Raw genomic sequence first — 16302 nt, 5'->3', positions numbered from 1 at the left:
ATGCCGGTCGCTGCCATGTCGGACGCCCTGCCAGACGCGCCCGGGACTGTGACCAGTCATACGGAGACCTACGGCCTCATTGCCGGCAACGGGCAGTTTCCCTTTTACGTCCTGGAAGGCGCGCGGGCGGCCGGCGTCCGCATGGTCGTGGCGGCTATCCGGGAAGAAACGTCACCCGACATTGACCGCACGGGCGTGAAGGTTGAGTGGTGCGGACTGGGGCAGCTTGGAAAGATGATCCGCTTCTTCCGCCGGGAAGGCGTCCGGCGGGCCATCATGGCGGGACAGGTCAAGCACCGCCAGATTTTCAGCGGGGCGCTTCCCGACTGGCGCATGGCGACGATGCTGCTCAAGCTGGCGCGCAACAACACGGATTCGCTGCTTGGAGCCGTGGTGGCCGAACTCGCGGCCGACGGCATTGAACTCGTGGATTCCACCCTCTTTGTTCCGCACCTGCTCGCCCCGGCTGGTGTTCTGACCAAACGCCAGCCCACGGCCCGCGAGCGTGCCGACATTGACTACGGGCTGGAAGTCGCCCAGGTCATCGCCGGGCTGGACCTCGGACAGACCATCGTCGTACGCAACCGCGCCGTCGTGGCCGTCGAAGCCATGGAAGGGACGGACGCCGCCATCCTGCGTGCCGGAGAACTCGCCCACCGGCGCGAACTCACCGTTGTCAAAGTGGCCAAACCACAGCAGGATATGCGCTTCGATGTGCCTGTCATCGGACGGGCGACCATCGAAACCATGCTGACGGCTGGCGCGACAGCCCTGGCCGTGACTGCCGGCAAGACGCTCATCTTTGACCGCGATGCCGTCATTGCCCTGGCAAACCGCCACAAGCTGACCATTCTGGGCATCCCGCCGACTCCCCAACCGCATGACCACACTGATTCCTGATCGTCTCATCGTGACCGTTGGCGACATCACGCGCTTTGCCGGTGATGCCATTGTCAATGCCGCCAATCCTTCCCTGCTGGGCGGCGGAGGCGTGGATGGGGCCATTCACCGCGCTGCCGGCCCGGAGCTGCTGGAAGAGTGCCGGACGCTCGGCGGTTGTCCGCCGGGACAGGCCAAGCTGACCCGTGGCTACTGCCTCCCGGCCCGCTGGGTCATCCACACCGTCGGCCCCGTATGGCGTGGCGGCACTCATGGAGAAGACGAAATACTGGCTGAGTGTCATCGCAACAGCTTGGCACTGGCGGCGGCGCATGGTCTGCAAACGCTTGCCTTCCCGGCCATTTCCACCGGCGCTTACGGCTTTCCTGTCGAACGCGCTGCGCCCATTGCCATCCATACCCTGTGGACGGCGCTGACGACCCTCTACCCGACGCTGCACGTCACCCTCATGTGCTTTTCGGAAGGCACGGCTGCGCACTATCACCGGGCGCTGGCCCAAGTGGCCGGGCCGCCTCCGGCCTGAAGATTGGCCGAGCCTTTCCAACGACCGCACGCTCACACCGCCTACCCGGTACGGTTGCTTTTTGCCCTGCCGCACCTTCGGGGCGGGCAACCACAGGCTGGCTGCTTTCGCGCACCTGCCCAAAGTGGACACATCGTTGCCACGCCGGGCAAACGTTATAGCCGTCACGCTCAACCAGAACGGCACGCGCCTGGTACAGGTGAGCATCGGCAGCTTGGCGGCCAACGAGGTTCCAGTGACCGGTGTGGCCGCCACGGAACAACTGGTCGGGGTGGACTACCGTCCGGCCACGGGGCAGTTCTACGCTCTGGGTATCAACAGCTCGGCGTCCAACGGCACGCTCTACCTCGTTGATCCCAAAACCGGCGCGTGCAGCCCGCTGGCCCCCTCGGCCGTAGCCTTTGTGCAGGCGGATGGCACAACGCCGGTCGCCCTGCCGGCCAACGGCTATGGCATGGACTTCAACCCCGTGGTTGACCGACTGCGCATCACCACGGGCAACGGCCTCAACTTCCGGCTCAATCCCAACGATGGACTGCCGCTCGACGGCAACCCCAGCGCTCCCGGCATCCAGATGGATGGCAACATCAACGAGCTGCCCGCAGGTTCGACCGGCGTGGCCGCCACGGCCTACACCAACGCTTTTGGCGGAGCCACTGTCACCACCCAGTACACGATAGATACAGTCAGCCGCGCCCTCTACATTCAGAGTCCGCCCAACTCCGGGACGCAGACCTTCGTCGCCAACATCACCTTCAACGGTGCGCCGTTGGCTGTTGACGCCATCAACGGCTTTGACATTTCCCCGAATGTGCGCGCCCAGACCAGCAATGCACCGGTGCAGGGGGGAAGCGCGCTGCTGTTCACCAGCACGGGTATGGCCGTCCAGATTTACCGCCTTGATCTCGTCACCGGCCGGGCGACCCTGCTCCTGCAATTCTCACCCGGCACAACGACCGGGCTTTCCGGCGGCTCCCTGGCCAGCCGTCTCGTGACCGACGTTACCAAAATCGGGGTCTATAGCCCGACGACGGGAACGGCGTTTCTGCGGAATACCAACACGAGTGGGATGGCCGATGCCGCCTTTGCCTACGGGCTTCCGGGTGACATTCCCATTACCGGCGACTGGGATGGCGACGGCGTGGACACCATCGGCGTCTTTCGTCCCTTACAGGCCCGGTTCTTCCTGAAGAACTCCAATACACCGGGCTTTGCCGACATCGCTTTCAGCTATGGCGCGGCGGGCGACATTCCCGTGGTCGGCGACTGGACCGGCAAGGGTTTCGACTCGGTTGGTGTTTTCTGCAACGGCATATTCTTCCTGAGAGACAGCAACACAGCCGGTTTTGCCGACCGTGCCATCAGCTTCGGGCAGGTTACGGACCTTCCCGTGACGGGTGACTGGAACGGCGACGGCAAAACCAGCATCGGGGTGTTCCGCGACGGCACGTTCCTGCTGAGAAACAACAACACACCGGGACTCCCCGACGTGTTCTTCACGTTCGGCCAGACCGGAGAACGCCCTGTGGCGGGCGACTGGACGGGCAAAGGCTTCGACTCGGTGGGTGTTTTCCGCAATGGAACCTTCCTTCTGCGCAACAGCAACACGAGTGGGACACCTGACCTGACGATCCCCTTCGGCAGTGCCAGCGACCAGCCGGTGGTAGGCAATTGGAACGGCGAGTTTCGCTGAACTCCACACGGCTGAGCCGCCCACCGGAGGGCCAAACCGGCGACGGACGGGGGCAACCCCGTCCGTTTGCCTTTCCGGGACAGGCCCCTTAGAGACAGGGCACGCCTCCCACCAGCAACAGTCTGGTCAGGGTTGGGCGTAGTAGCCCTCCCGGCTGGTGCGCACCACGGCTTCGGGATGGCGCAACCGGACAGAAATGCGGCGGAAACCGGTTCTGCCCTCCGGCAGGTCGCCCGGCTCGTAGGCCAGGGTGTAACTCGTGGCAGCGTCCTTGGCGATAGCGCGAAAGGAATCGCTGTAATCTTTCCCCGGCGTCATGGGAAAGTCCCGGCCGCCCGTCAGCGGCACAAGGCGGGTGGCATCCAGCGGCGTCGGCACACGTACCCGCCCGGCGACCGTCAGGGTGTAGGAAGGCGCGGTGACACTATAGACCGTGACTTCCTGCTCGTTGACCCGGCGCAGGAGGTCATCCAGATTGACGTTGCTGGCGCTGTCGAAACCATCCGTCAGGACGACGATGAGCCGGCGCAACACCCGTCCGCCGCGCTGTTTGGGTACTTTCCTGAACAGGGACACCGCTTTGTCCACGGCGTCAAACAGACGGGTTGAACCACCGAAGTCCCGGAACCGGCTGAGCTTTGTCAACAACCTGGATGGGTCTTTGGTAAACCCTTCCAGAACACGCACCTCATGGTTGAAGGTCACGAGGGCAAACATCGAATCGGGATGGCGCTCAGCCAGGAAGGCTTCCAGCGCCCGGCGCTGGAGCGCCGCTTCGTCAGGCGTGACACTCCCCGACACATCAAAGGCAAAGACCACAGCCAGCGGCCGCAGTGCCTGCTCGCCGTTGGCTTGAAAAAACGCAATCCGGCGGGGGCGGCCGTCTTCATAAACCAGAAAGTCATCGCGGTGCAAACCGGTCATGGGGCGCCCATGGGCATCCGTGACGGTCACTTCTATCGTCACCAGGTGGCTGCGCAGGACAATTTCTTCCTGGGGCAGGGCGTTGACCCTGCCCACCGGAAGGCCGACAACCGAACAGAAACCAACCCATGCCACGAGGTATCTCACCAACTTACCAACCATCAGCTACGTCCCCCTCGTCCGGGCAGGTCATACAGCAAATTTTCGCGCGGCGCGTTATAGTTATCCCTACCATGGTCTCCGAATGCGGCGGGCATTGGTGCGAGGCATACCACCGTGATTCGATTTGAAGACATTGCCGAAAAAGTTGAACGCTATCACCCGAACGCCGACCTGGATTTGTTGCGGCGGGCCTACCTGCTTTCGGCCCAGATGCACAAGGGGCAAGTGCGCAAGTCCGGCGAGCCATACCTTATGCACCCGCTCGCCGTCGCCTACATCCTGGCCGAAATGCGCCTGGATGTCATCTGTGTGACGACCGGGTTGCTGCACGACGTGGTCGAAGACACCCACGTGACTCTGGAGGAGCTGGAACAACAGTTCGGGCCGGAAATTGCCCACCTCGTGGATGGGCTGACCAAAATTTCCAACATCGAGTACACCTCACGCGAAGACCGCCAGGCGGAAACCGTCCGCAAGATGCTGCTGGCCATGGTGGACGACATCCGGGTGGTCCTCGTCAAGCTGGCCGACCGCCTCCACAACATGCGGACGCTCGATTACCTGCCGCCGGAAAAGCGCGCCGCAAAAGCCCAGGAAACCCTTGACATCTATGCCCCGATTGCTCACCGGCTGGGAATGGGGAAAATCCGTGGCGAACTGGAAGACCTCAGCTTTCAATACCTGTACCCTGACGATTACCAACATCTGAAGTCCATCCTCGATCAGCGGCGTCCGGCGCTGGAAGCTGACCTGGCGCATGTTCGCGCAACGCTTCAGGAAAAACTCCCGGAGCACAATGTCAAGGTTGTGGAGATTCAGGGCCGGATCAAACGTCTCTACAGCCTCTACCGCAAACTCAAGGAACGTGCCATTTCGATTGACCAGGTCTATGACCTGATGGCCGTGCGGGTCATCACGCAGGACATTGCTGACTGCTATGCTGCGGTGGGCGTGGTGCACAACATCTGGAAACCCATCCCCGGACGCTTCAAGGACTGGATTGGCATCCCCCGCAACAACCTCTACCAGTCCCTGCATACCTCCGTGGTCGGCGACATCGGACATCCCTTTGAAGTGCAAATCCGCACGGCCGAAATGCACAAAATTGCCGAAGAAGGCATTGCGGCACACTGGCGCTACAAGGAAGGCCGCTCGGCCGTCAAGGAAGACCCGGAAACATACGCATGGCTCAAGCGGCTGGTTGAATGGCAACAGGAAGTCTCCGATTCACGGGAGTTCCTCGACGAGCTGAAGATCAACCTCTATCCCAACGAAGTCTATGCCTACACGCCCAAGGGCAAGGTGCTGGAACTGCCACGCGGCTCCTGCCCGATTGACTTTGCCTACGCCATCCACAGCGACGTTGGGCAGCACTGTGTCGGCGCTAAAGTCAACGGCAATATCGTCAAGCTGTCGTACGAACTCAAAAACGGCGATGTCGTTGAGATTCTGACCTCGCCCAACGGAAAACCCAACCGCGACTGGCTGAAACTGGTCAAAACGGCGCGGGCGCGCAACAAGATTCGCCGCTATCTGGTCGAAACCGAGCGCCAGCGGTCGCTCGAAATCGGGCGCAAGTCCCTCGAACGCGAAGCCGACCGCCTCAAGCTCAATCTGCGCAAACTGATAGAAACCGGTGAACTGAGTCGGGCCGCCCAGGATCACGGCTACCAGCGCGATGAAGACCTCATTGCCGCCATTGGCTATGGAAAGCTCGAAGCCCGGAATGTGCTGGCCAAGTTTGTGCCACCGTCGAGGCTTTCGGAACTCGACGCCCGGACCCCGGCCAACGGTCTGGCCAAAGTCGGCAGACTCGTCAAAAAATACCTGCGGCTGGGTCCCGACCGCATTCAGGTACGCGGCATTGATGAAGTTCTGGTGTTTCGGGCGCGGTGCTGCTCACCGATTCGCGGCGAGAAAATCATCGGCTACATCACCCGCGGCAAAGGCGTGGCCATTCACCGCGCCGATTGCACCAATGCCGCCAACCTCATGATCAACCGGGAGCGCATCATTGACGTGGACTGGGTGATTGAAACGGAAGGCACAACCACCTATCCAGTGACGCTCTCGGCCACGACCGAAAACCGTCCGGGCATTCTGGCCAATCTCACGACCGCCGTGGCGGAAATCAAAACCAACATTCGGGAATCCCACGCGCACGTCGGCGCAGATGGCTTCGGGCGCATCACCATCACGCTTGATGTCCACGATGCCAAGCATCTTTCGCGCGTCATGCGGGCCATTCGCAACGTCTCCGGGGTCATCAGTCTCGAACGTCTGGTCGCCAATGGCGAAAGCGACCGCTGACCTGCCAGCCCTCCGTCAGCATCACAGCATTGGTTGGAAGAGGCGGCGAAAACGGGTAATGTCTGCACGGTCACAGCATCATCCACCCGGCCGCCACGCGACCGCTGTTTCCCTACGTTTTTGGCATGACCCATCCGGCAGACGCCTCCTCTGACGCCTACGAACCCCTGGTCGCCCGCCTGTCCGGGCAACGCATCCTTGTCGTGGGCGATGTCATGCTCGATGAGTTTTTCTGGGGTCGCGCCAGCCGCATTGCGCCCGAAGCGCCGGTGCCCGTCGTGGAAATCGAGCGTGAAAGCTACGTGCTCGGCGGCGCGGCCAATGTTGCCGCCAATGTTCGCGCCTTGGGCGGACTGCCGTTCGTGGTGGGCGTCGTCGGGGATGATCTCGCGGCTGAACACCTGCGCGATACCCTGCTCCGGTGGCATCTGGAGTGGCACGGGCTGGTCGTGGACGCCAACCGCCCCACCACGCGCAAGACCCGCGTCATGGTCAATGCCCATCAGATGGCCCGCTTTGACCGGGAATCCAGGCAGCCCATCCCGGCGGACATCGAAACGGCCCTGATGCAGAAAGTGGACGCCTGGCTGCCGGAAGTCAGCGCCGTGGCCATTTCGGATTACGACAAAGGTGTGCTCACCCCACGGTTTCTGCGCCACGTGCTGACCCATGCCCGCCAGCGTGGGCTGCCGGTCGCGCTCGACCCCAAACCGGTACGCTTTGCCAGCTACCAGCCGGTCACAGTGGTGACGCCCAACCATCACGAAGCCGCCCTCATAGCCCAGATGTCCGTCACCGATGAGGCTGCACTGGAAGCTGCCAGCCGACGCCTTTCGGCCATGCTCGGCCAGGCACACGTCCTCATCACCCGTGGCGAAGCGGGGATGACACTGTATGAGGCACCGGGCCACATCCACCACATTCCGGCTACGGCCCGCGAGGTCTATGACGTAACGGGCGCTGGCGATACTGTCCTGGCCACACTCATCCTTGGACTGAGCGCCGGATTGACACTCTGCCAGTCCGCGCATCTGGCCAACCGGGCGGCCGGCGTTGTGGTGGGCAAGCTCGGCACGGCGACTGTCCGCCCGGAAGAACTGCTGGCCGGGCAGGCTCTGGCCGCAACACCGGCGGGCCGCTGAACGGGCTGCTGCCAGCTTCCTGTCCGGCTTCCTGACGTGGGCTGCATTGACCACCGGCCTGCGGCTTTGTTATGGTTCATACACTTCGGCATCGGCCCGCCACCGGAAACCGCAGCTCGTTTTTTGTAATCCCCCTTCGGTCGGGTTGAGTTTCGAGACCTTGTGGCAAGCTTGCCAAAAAACCATACCATCTCACTCTCCAAAGGAGCGGACATGGCGCACGAAGATTTTATCAAGGGTTTGGAGGGCGTGTTGGCAGCGCAATCATCGATTTGTTTCATTGATGGTGCGGCTGGTCGCCTGACGTACCGTGGGATTGACATTCAGGATTTGGCGGAGAATTCAACCTTCGAGGAAACAGCCTACTTCCTGTTGTTTGGTCAGTTACCGAAGCAGGACGAGCTGGATGCCTTTACCCGGCAACTACAAGCCGAACGCGAGGTGCCGCCGGAAATCTATACGCTGCTGCGCACCCTGCCGCCCACGGCAACGCCGATGGAAGTGCTCCGCACGGCAACTTCCGCCCTTTCCGCCTACGACCCCGACGGACACGACCACAGCGACGCCGCCAACGTACGCAAGTCCGTGCGGCTCATTGCGCAGATGACCACGCTGACGACGGCCTATGACCGCATCCGGCGCGGTCTGGAGCCGGTCAAACCTGACCCGTCGCTTTCAATGGCGGAAAGCTTCCTCTATGGCCTTACAGGTGAAAAGCCCCATCCGTCGAGTGCGCGGGTCTTTGACGTGTGCCTGATTCTGCACGCCGATCATGAGCTGAACGCCTCGACCTTTGCCGCACGGGTCATTGCTTCGACGCTCTCGGACGTTCACTCGGCCGTAACCGGGGCCATCGGGGCGCTGGCCGGTTCGCTCCACGGCGGTGCCAACCAGCGGGTGCTGGAAATGCTGCTCGAAATCGGCGAACTGGACAAAGTGGAAGCCTACGTGGACAACCTCTTTGCCAACAAGAAGAAAATCATGGGCTTCGGGCATCGCGTCTATCGGACGATGGACCCGCGGGCAACCGTCCTGCGCAAGTTTGCCAGGCAGCTTGGTGAAGATGTCGGCAACACGAAGTGGTACGAGATGGCCGAGCGCATTGAGCAGTTGGCCTTTGCGCGCAAAAAGCTCTACCCGAACGTGGATTTCTTCTCGGCGCCGGTGTTCTACACGCTCAACATCCCGGTGGATTTGTTCACGCCGATTTTTGCGTGCAGCCGCATTTCCGGCTGGGTGGCGCACATCCTCGAACAGTTGCGTGACAACCGTCTCATCCGGCCGCTGGCGCTTTATACCGGGGCGGAAAAAGCCGAATATATCCCGATGTCTGACCGATAGGGTTGCCACGGTTGACTCTGGAGCACACCGGCCATGCTGGGCTTATCCGAGGCAACCCTCACCTTGGTCAAACGGCTTGCCTCGCATTATGACCGCTATATGGTTCGGGAGGCCACGCCCCGCCTGACGGCGGCGGGGCTGGCCTCACATCTGTCCCACCTCGCTTCCAAAGACACCCGTCTGACGGTTGAAGTCGGCGGCCGCTCCGCAGCCGGACGCCCGATTCACCGGGTGACGTTTGGGCAGGGCCAGCGGCGCGTGCTGATGTGGACGCAGATGCATGGCGATGAACCCACAGCGACCCTGGCCGTTCTCGATCTGCTCGCGGCACTTGTGGAATTTCCCCAGGACGCAGCCCTGAACCGGATTCTCAGGGAAGTCCAGGTCTGCATCCTTCCCATGCTCAACCCGGATGGCGCGGAAGTCTTCCAGCGGCGGACTGCCCAGGGCATTGACCTCAACCGTGACGCCCGCCACCTTAGAACACCGGAGGCAAGGCTTCTCAAGCGGACGCACGACGACTTCGTGCCTGACTTTGCCTTCAATCTTCACGACCAGAACCCGCGCTACACGGCCGGCGACAGTCACCGTCTGACGGCAATGGCCTTTCTGGCGCCGGCGCACGACGCCTCGGGCAAGGACAACATGGCCCGGCGGCGCGCCAAGCGTCTGGCTGCGGCCATGGTGCAGATGCTCACTCCGTACATTGACGGTTACATGGCGCGCTTTGACGACACGCACGAGCCGCGCAGTTTTGGCGACGCCATGCAGGGCTGGGGAACGAGCGTCGTCCTTGTCGAGTCGGGAGGCTGGCGCAATGACCCGGAGAAGACCTACCTTCGCCAGCTCAATGCCGTGGTATTGCTCGGTGCACTTCACGCCATTGCCGGTGACGAGTGCGATGCCGTGGAAGCGACGGCATACGAGGCGCTGCCGCCCAACACGAGTTACTTCTACGACCTCATTTTCGAGTCAGCGACGCTCGACTTTGGTCCCAGCCTTCCTCCCATCGTCGCCGACATTGCCATCAACGTCAGCAACCACTGGCAGTCAACGCCGGTGGATGCCATTCGGGGACGTGTCATGGACGTGGGCGACCTGCGCGACTACGACGCCGGAGAACGGTGGTCGCTGGACGGCCGTGCGGTGCCAGGTCACGACTTCCACATCGAGGCTGAAGTTGACGTGGATGCCCTCCGCGCCATGGCGCAACCTGTTCAGCCTTCGTAAATTTCAGCCCTCGTCACTTCTTCCAACCCGACACGGGACACCACACCGGACTGGGAATGTTTGGGGCGCTCAGCCGGAGAGCGGCCGTACTGGGCAGGCACCAATCCCCGGCCGCGCTGGCGGCAGCATGCGCCCGTCAACCAGTTGCGCCCCCTCGAACGGATCGTTGGCAATGAGTGCCGCGCCGTCCAAATCTGCCCAGTCAGCCAGCGGTGAAACATGGGTTGCCGCCGAGATGGCGCAGGAAGTTTCGGTCATGCATCCCAGAAGGGTTTTCAGCCCCAGGGCGCGGGCGACGGTGAGCATGGCATGCGCGGCGCGCAGGCCGCCGCATTTGGCCAGCTTGACGTTGATGCCGTGATAAACCCCTGGCGCACGGACGACATCGTCCATCGTCCGCACAGCTTCATCGGCAATGATGGGAAGCGGGCTGCGCTCGGTCAGCCAGGCGTGATCATCCACACACGCAACGGGAAACGGCTGCTCGACGAACAACACCTGCTGCTCGGCCAGCCAGCCAATGAAATCCAGCGCCGCCGAGCGGTCGCGCCAGCCCTGATTGGCGTCCACAGAAAGCGGTCGGTCGGTGACCTCCCGCACGGCTGTCACCAGCGCCCGGTCGTTGTCGCCCCCCAGCTTGAGCTTGAGCACCGGATATTCGGCCATCCGCACGGCTTTCTCCCGTGCCGCGTCGGGAGACATCAGACTCAGGGTAAAGGAAGTGGGTGGAATCCGGCTCAGGTCAAAGCCCCACAGTGCATAGAGCGGCTGGCCAAGGTACTTTCCAAACAGGTCATGCAGGGCGATGTCCAGCGCCGCCAGTGCCGGAGGCAGCGGCCCGATGGCGGCGGTCGCCGCTGCCAGCAGGCGGTCTGGATTGAGTGGATGGATGGGTTCCGACCACTGAACCCGGTGCAATGCCTGGCAGACTTCTGCCTGGCTCCAGCCCAGGTATGGCGGCAGCGCCACCTCACCATAGCCCACCAAACCTTCATGATGGACTTCAAGGCAGACGGCTGGTGTCGTGGTACGGCGACCAACAGCCAAGGCAAAGGGTTCCCGGAGTTCCAGGGTGAGAGGGTGGATAATGAGTTGCACGACCGGCCTCCCCGGCACCGTCAAAACTGGACCGTACCGGTTATCAATTGAAAAAACTGATGCAGAAACATTGACGCTGGAGGCGGATTCTTGGATAACCTAACGCTGTTGCTTTGATACCATTACATTCCACACGGCCATGAAACGAATTGCGCTCGTGACCGGAGGCACGTCTGGCATTGGCAAGGAAACCGTCCGTGGGCTGGCGCGGGCCGGGCTGGCGGTTGTCCTCGTGGGACGCGACCAGCGGAAGTGCGCCGAGGTCGTGCAGGAACTGCGGGCCGACACGGGACAGACCGACATCACCGCCCTCACGGCCGATTTGTCGCGGCTGGAGGACATCCGGCGCGTTGCAGACGAGTTCCGCGCGACTTACCCCCGGCTCGATGTCCTGGTCAACAACGTCGGCGCGATTTTTGACACCCGGCGCACCACGCCGGACGGACTCGAACAGACGTTTGCACTCAATCACATTTCCTACTTCCTGCTGACCAACCTGCTGCTTGACCGGCTGCTGGCCAGTGCGCCGGCGCGGGTGGTCAATGTCAGTTCAGCCGCACACCGGTTTGTGCCGGGCGTGGATTTTGATGACCTCCAGTTCGAGCGGAAACCTTATGCGCCTATGACAGCCTACGGCCAATCCAAACTGATGAACATTCTGTTCAGCCAGGAGTTGGCCCGGCGGCTGGAGGGCACCGGCGTCACCTCCAACAGTTTGCACCCCGGCGGTGTGGCTTCCAACTTTGCCGACAATACCACCGGCTGGTTTCGCTTGACGGCCAAGGTACTCAAGTGGGCCGTAGGGATTTCACCAGCGCGTGGGGCTGAGACTTCCGTGTATTTAGCCACGTCGGACGAGGTCGCGGGCGTCAGCGGCCGCTACTTTGAGCGTTGCCGGGCGGCGACGACCAGCGCAGCGGCGATGGACCCGACAGCCCAGGTGCGGCTGTGGCAAGTCAGTGAGCAAGTCGTGGGCCAGGTGTTTCCATCTCCTGCAGGAGTCACCTCGTGATTTTTGACGCGCTCCCAGCGCCTGCAACCAATCGCTCCCAAACCCGGCTGGCCACAGCGCCCACGCTTACGGGTCGCATGCTCGCCGTGGGGCTGATGACTTGGTGGATGGTGCCCTTCCTGCTTTTTTTATTGTCGCTGCACCGGGTGGCATTGGGTTCGAGTTTAAGCTCGGTCTCAAAAGCGGTGCGACGGCGCTGGTGCTGGCCGTTCTGGCAGCCGCCCTGCTCCGTCTGGTTTCGATGGGCAGTTCCCTGTGGGAAATCCGGCAGCGCTGGCAGCGGCGCGCGGTGGAAATGGAGTGGACGCTTCCCAACTCGGAGCGCATTCGCCCGATTTCGATTGTGGTGGTCGTGCAGGGTGGACGGGAGCAAGTGGTGGAAGCTGTGGATCGGCTGCTGGCGCTGGACTATCCACGCTTCGAGGTCATCGTCGTCAGCGATGGCTCACCGGATGGGACGCTGACCTGTTTGAGGGAAGCTTTCTCCCTGCATCCAACCTCACGCATCATCCAGAAAAGCATCCCGGTTCAGACCGAACCGACACTGTATGCCTCCACCAAGCATCCCCGGTTGACGGTCGTCGCCAAGCCGGAAACCGGGCGGGAAGATTCCCTCAACTGTGGTTTGAATGTCTCCCGCTATCCGCTCATCTGTGCCTTGGACACTCAAGTGACACTCGACGCGGACGCCCTCATCGAGCTGGCGCGTGGGTTCATTGAAAACGTGACCCAAACCGTTGCCGTAAGCTGTCTGGCCGAGTTTTACGGCGACGCTTCGACGCCCAGCGGCTCTGACATCCGCCTCTCGGCCGACGGTATCGCGCCCATGTATGCCCCCATGCAGCGGTCGGTCAGCGCTGCTGCGGACCAGCGCCCCCTCGATGACCTGCAACGGGTTGACCGCGCAACCCTCTTTCATGTGCAGTGGCTCCTGCGCGCCGGTGTGGGGAACCTCGCCATGCTGCCGGGTGTGGTGTCGCTGCTCAAAAAAGCCGAAATTGTCGCGGCCGGCGGCTATCGCACCGGCTATGCCGCCGACACCCTGGACCTGCTGCTGACGGCCTACCGGGTACGCAAAAGTGAAGAAACCCGCCGGGTCTTGTTTCTGCCGGAGGTCATAGCCCGTATCGCACCACTCGACTCACTCGATGAAACGATGCAGGCCCGTGCCACTGCCACCCAGGAATCCTTTGGCATCATCGTCCGTCACCTGGGGCTCACCTTCAGCGGACAGGGCGACTGGCGCGCCCGGCTGGCCCTTCCGGTCTTCATTGTGACCGTCCTGTTTGCTCCCGTTTGGGAGTGGATGGCCGTCATTCTGGTGGATGTGGCGGCACTGGCCGGTGGTTTTACCTTTGACGAACTGGTGGCGCTGCTGACGCTGTTTTTGTCCATCGGGCTGGCTGACAGCCTCGGCGGGCTGCTCTGTGATGAAGTGTCGAACCGTCGCCGCCGTTCCACGGGTGAAATCCTGCATCTGAGCCTTGCAGCCATCACCCACGCTGTCACTTTCCGGTGGATGATGGGGCTGGCGCAGTTGCGGGGCATGCTGGCGTACATTTCGGGGCGCTCCATTCGTGAAACGATGTAGCATCACATTCAACGGCCCCCGTCCTACAGTGAAACCTGCATTCAAGTCCAACCAGAGTGTCGTCCCCATGCGTATCACCGAAATCTTCTTCAGCATCCAGGGGGAATCGAGCTACGCCGGACTCCCCTGCGCCTTTGTGCGGACGACCGGGTGTGACCTGCGTTGTACCTGGTGCGACTCGGAGTACACCTTCACGGGCGGAACGCACATGTCGGTCGAAGAAATTCTCGAACGGATTCGCGCCTATCCGACCCGCCTGGTGGAACTCACCGGTGGGGAGCCGCTTTTGCAGAAGGACATTTACGAACTGGCCGGACGGCTGCTCGATGAAGGCTACACCGTCCTTATCGAAACCGGCGGTCACCGCGACGTTTCCCGCCTTGACCCCCGGATTATCAAAATCATGGACATCAAGTGTCCCGGCAGCGGCATGGTGGAAAAAAACCTGTGGTCAAATCTCGACCACATCACCCGCCGCGATGAAGTCAAGTTCGTGCTGGCCGACCTGGCCGATTACTTCTGGGCGCGCGAAATCCTGCGCATTTACCGGCTCGAACAACGGACGAATGTCCTGTTTTCAACGGTCTTTGGTGTGGAACAGCGGCCGATTGTCGAGCGGCTGCTGGCGGATGGGCTTCAGGTGCGCTTCCAGACCCAGTTGCACAAACTGATCTGGCCGGCCGATATGCGCGGCGTTTGAGCTGCCCGGTGGGCCGGCAGCCGGAACATGCCAGCCGGGGCCAACCGTCTCCGGCTTGCCGTCTTGACCCTGACGGTGTAGCGTTTTTCCGAATCCATTGGGCTGCGTTTCTCTGCCACGCGGCTTGTCATTCCGCCACGGGAGGTCAACCCATGCGTCCGTCCACCCTCAAGCATCTTGCCCTTGGCTGCGCGGTCATTGCAGCAGCCGGCGGAATCGGCCTCATGCGCCGCCTGCCGGCTCCCAAGCCGCGTGAGATGAAGGTTTGTCGAATCGAAGCCCGGCCCAGCCAGCACCAGGTCCCCTATTCAGCTTCCACGCCGACCGTTGCCGAGCGCCCGGAAAGCTACGGATTCATCATCAAGTACAAGCGCACGGCCAAACCCGGCGTGATTTCCAGAATGCTGGAAGAGCTGAATATCCGCCGCTCGTACCGTTATCCCCATCTGCCCCTGTTGGCTTTTGGCATGTACCCGGAAGGCGAAGCCCAGGCGACAGATGTCTTTCTGGAGCGGCTGCGGCAGCATCCGAGCGTCGAGTATGTCGAACCCAACTACGTGTACCGCATTGGGGACACCCGTCCTGACGATCCCAGCTTCGCTGAGCAATGGGGGCATCTCAACGAAGGGCAGCCCATCAAGGGCGGCCAGCCGGGCATTCCCGGCGTGGATGCCGCTGTGGTGTCGGCCTGGGATGTCACCACCGGCAGCCGCGAGGTTGTTGTGGCGGTGATTGACACCGGCGTGGACTACACCCACGAAGACTTGGCCGACAACATGTGGGTCAACACCCGTGAGATTCCCAACAACGGTATTGATGACGACGGCAATGGCATCGTGGATGACTACTACGGCTACAATGCCGTGGGGAACAATGGTAACCCGCTCGACGACAACGGTCACGGCACGCACTGCGCCGGCATCATCGGCGCCAAGGGCGACAATGGCACAGGCATTGCCGGCATCAACTGGGATGTCCGCCTCATGGCCCTGAAGTTTCTGGACGCCAACGGGCGCGGAACGCTCAACGACGCGCTGGAGTGCATTGACTACGCCATTGCCATGAAGCAGCGGGGCGTCAATGTGCGCGTCCTGTCGAATAGCTGGGGTGGCGGCGGCTACTCCCGTGCTCTGGAAGAGGCCATCCGCACGGCGAATGCCAACGACATCCTTTTCGTCGCGGCGGCGGGCAACTCCGGCACGAACAACGACCGCATCCCGCACTATCCGGCCTCCTACGATGTTCCCAATGTGCTTTCCGTCGCGGCCCTTGCGCCCAACGACAACCTGGCCTCGTTTTCCTGCTATGGCAAGAAAACCGTACATCTGGCCGCGCCGGGCGTGGATATCTATAGCACTGTTCCGGTGACGGTGTTCGGGCAGGGCTACAAGCACTTTTCAGGCACGTCCATGGCCACGCCGTATGTGGCCGGCGCGGCGGCGCTCGTTCTGGCCCGTGACCCCAAGCTGTCGGTGACGGCGCTCAAGGCGCAGTTGCTGCGCTCGGTGACGCCGGTGGCCGCACTCGAAGGGCGGCTGGCCACGGGCGGCCGCCTCAACATTGCGCGGGCGCTCGGCGTACGTGGTGAGTAGCCTTCCTCAGGCCCTTCACGGGCCCCAGACATTTCACAGGTTCAAAACACAACGCCCTCGCCACTCTGGCGGGGGCGTTCCCCA

General features: G+C 62.2%; 13 protein-coding genes. 11 read left to right on the top strand and 2 right to left on the bottom strand.

The genetic code is table 11. From position 1 onward, the window contains the following. The 3 genes from CABTHER_RS00575 (at position 1) to CABTHER_RS00565 (ending at position 3116) form a co-directional block, all read left to right on the top strand. Positions 1–900: an LpxI family protein gene (locus CABTHER_RS00575; RefSeq protein ID WP_014098629.1), complete on the top strand. Its 900-nt coding sequence runs from the start codon at positions 1–3 to the stop codon at positions 898–900. Continuing rightward, a complete protein-coding gene (locus tag CABTHER_RS00570; protein WP_014098628.1) occupies positions 881–1423 on the top strand; it encodes an O-acetyl-ADP-ribose deacetylase in 543 nt (180 codons plus the stop codon). Before CABTHER_RS00575 ends, CABTHER_RS00570 begins: the two co-directional genes overlap by 20 nt. Positions 1424–1559: 136 nt before the next feature. After that, complete coding sequence (locus CABTHER_RS00565; protein ID WP_187288389.1) at positions 1560–3116, top strand: DUF4394 domain-containing protein; 1557 nt, start codon at positions 1560–1562, stop codon at positions 3114–3116. Positions 3117–3242: 126 nt separating this feature from the next. Here CABTHER_RS00565 and CABTHER_RS00560 read toward each other — a convergent pair whose 3' ends face one another. Further along, positions 3243–4202, bottom strand: coding sequence for a VWA domain-containing protein (locus tag CABTHER_RS00560; RefSeq protein ID WP_081464612.1), 960 nt, complete (start codon positions 4200–4202; stop codon positions 3243–3245). Positions 4203–4316: 114 nt separating this feature from the next. On the opposite strand from CABTHER_RS00560, the gene CABTHER_RS00555 reads away from it, so the two are divergent. From CABTHER_RS00555 to CABTHER_RS00540, 4 genes are all read left to right on the top strand, one after another. Further along, positions 4317–6512, top strand: a complete 2196-nt coding sequence (locus tag CABTHER_RS00555; protein ID WP_014098625.1) for a RelA/SpoT family protein — start codon at positions 4317–4319, stop codon at positions 6510–6512. 125 nt (positions 6513–6637) lie between these two features. Beyond that, positions 6638–7654, top strand: a complete 1017-nt coding sequence (gene rfaE1, locus CABTHER_RS00550) for a D-glycero-beta-D-manno-heptose-7-phosphate kinase (RefSeq protein WP_014098624.1) — start codon at positions 6638–6640, stop codon at positions 7652–7654. Between the two features lie 213 nt (positions 7655–7867). Beyond that, positions 7868–8995, top strand: a complete 1128-nt coding sequence (locus CABTHER_RS00545; protein ID WP_014098623.1) for a citrate synthase — start codon at positions 7868–7870, stop codon at positions 8993–8995. Positions 8996–9028: 33 nt separating this feature from the next. After that, positions 9029–10225, top strand: a complete 1197-nt coding sequence (locus tag CABTHER_RS00540; protein WP_014098622.1) for a M14 family zinc carboxypeptidase — start codon at positions 9029–9031, stop codon at positions 10223–10225. 69 nt (positions 10226–10294) lie between these two features. Here CABTHER_RS00540 and CABTHER_RS00535 read toward each other — a convergent pair whose 3' ends face one another. Beyond that, complete coding sequence (locus CABTHER_RS00535; RefSeq protein ID WP_014098621.1) at positions 10295–11323, bottom strand: dipeptide epimerase; 1029 nt, start codon at positions 11321–11323, stop codon at positions 10295–10297. A gap of 139 nt (positions 11324–11462) precedes the next feature. Here CABTHER_RS00535 and CABTHER_RS00530 point away from each other — a divergent pair, with 139 nt between their 5' ends. From CABTHER_RS00530 to CABTHER_RS00515, 4 genes are all read left to right on the top strand, one after another. After that, on the top strand, positions 11463–12335 hold the full coding sequence (locus CABTHER_RS00530; RefSeq protein ID WP_014098620.1) for an SDR family oxidoreductase: 873 nt from the start codon (positions 11463–11465) through the stop codon (positions 12333–12335). A 103-nt stretch (positions 12336–12438) separates the two neighbouring features. Then, complete coding sequence (locus tag CABTHER_RS15190; RefSeq protein WP_049787435.1) at positions 12439–13926, top strand: glycosyltransferase; 1488 nt, start codon at positions 12439–12441, stop codon at positions 13924–13926. 67 nt (positions 13927–13993) lie between these two features. Beyond that, on the top strand, positions 13994–14626 hold the full coding sequence (locus CABTHER_RS00520) for a radical SAM protein (RefSeq protein ID WP_014098618.1): 633 nt from the start codon (positions 13994–13996) through the stop codon (positions 14624–14626). 152 nt (positions 14627–14778) lie between these two features. Then, positions 14779–16218: a S8 family peptidase gene (locus CABTHER_RS00515; protein ID WP_014098617.1), complete on the top strand. Its 1440-nt coding sequence runs from the start codon at positions 14779–14781 to the stop codon at positions 16216–16218. The last annotated feature ends 84 nt before the right edge of the window (positions 16219–16302 follow it).

This window comes from Chloracidobacterium thermophilum B, assembly GCF_000226295.1.
Classification (GTDB): domain Bacteria; phylum Acidobacteriota; class Blastocatellia; order Chloracidobacteriales; family Chloracidobacteriaceae; genus Chloracidobacterium; species Chloracidobacterium thermophilum.
This window is presented reverse-complemented; position numbering and strand designations above follow the sequence as displayed.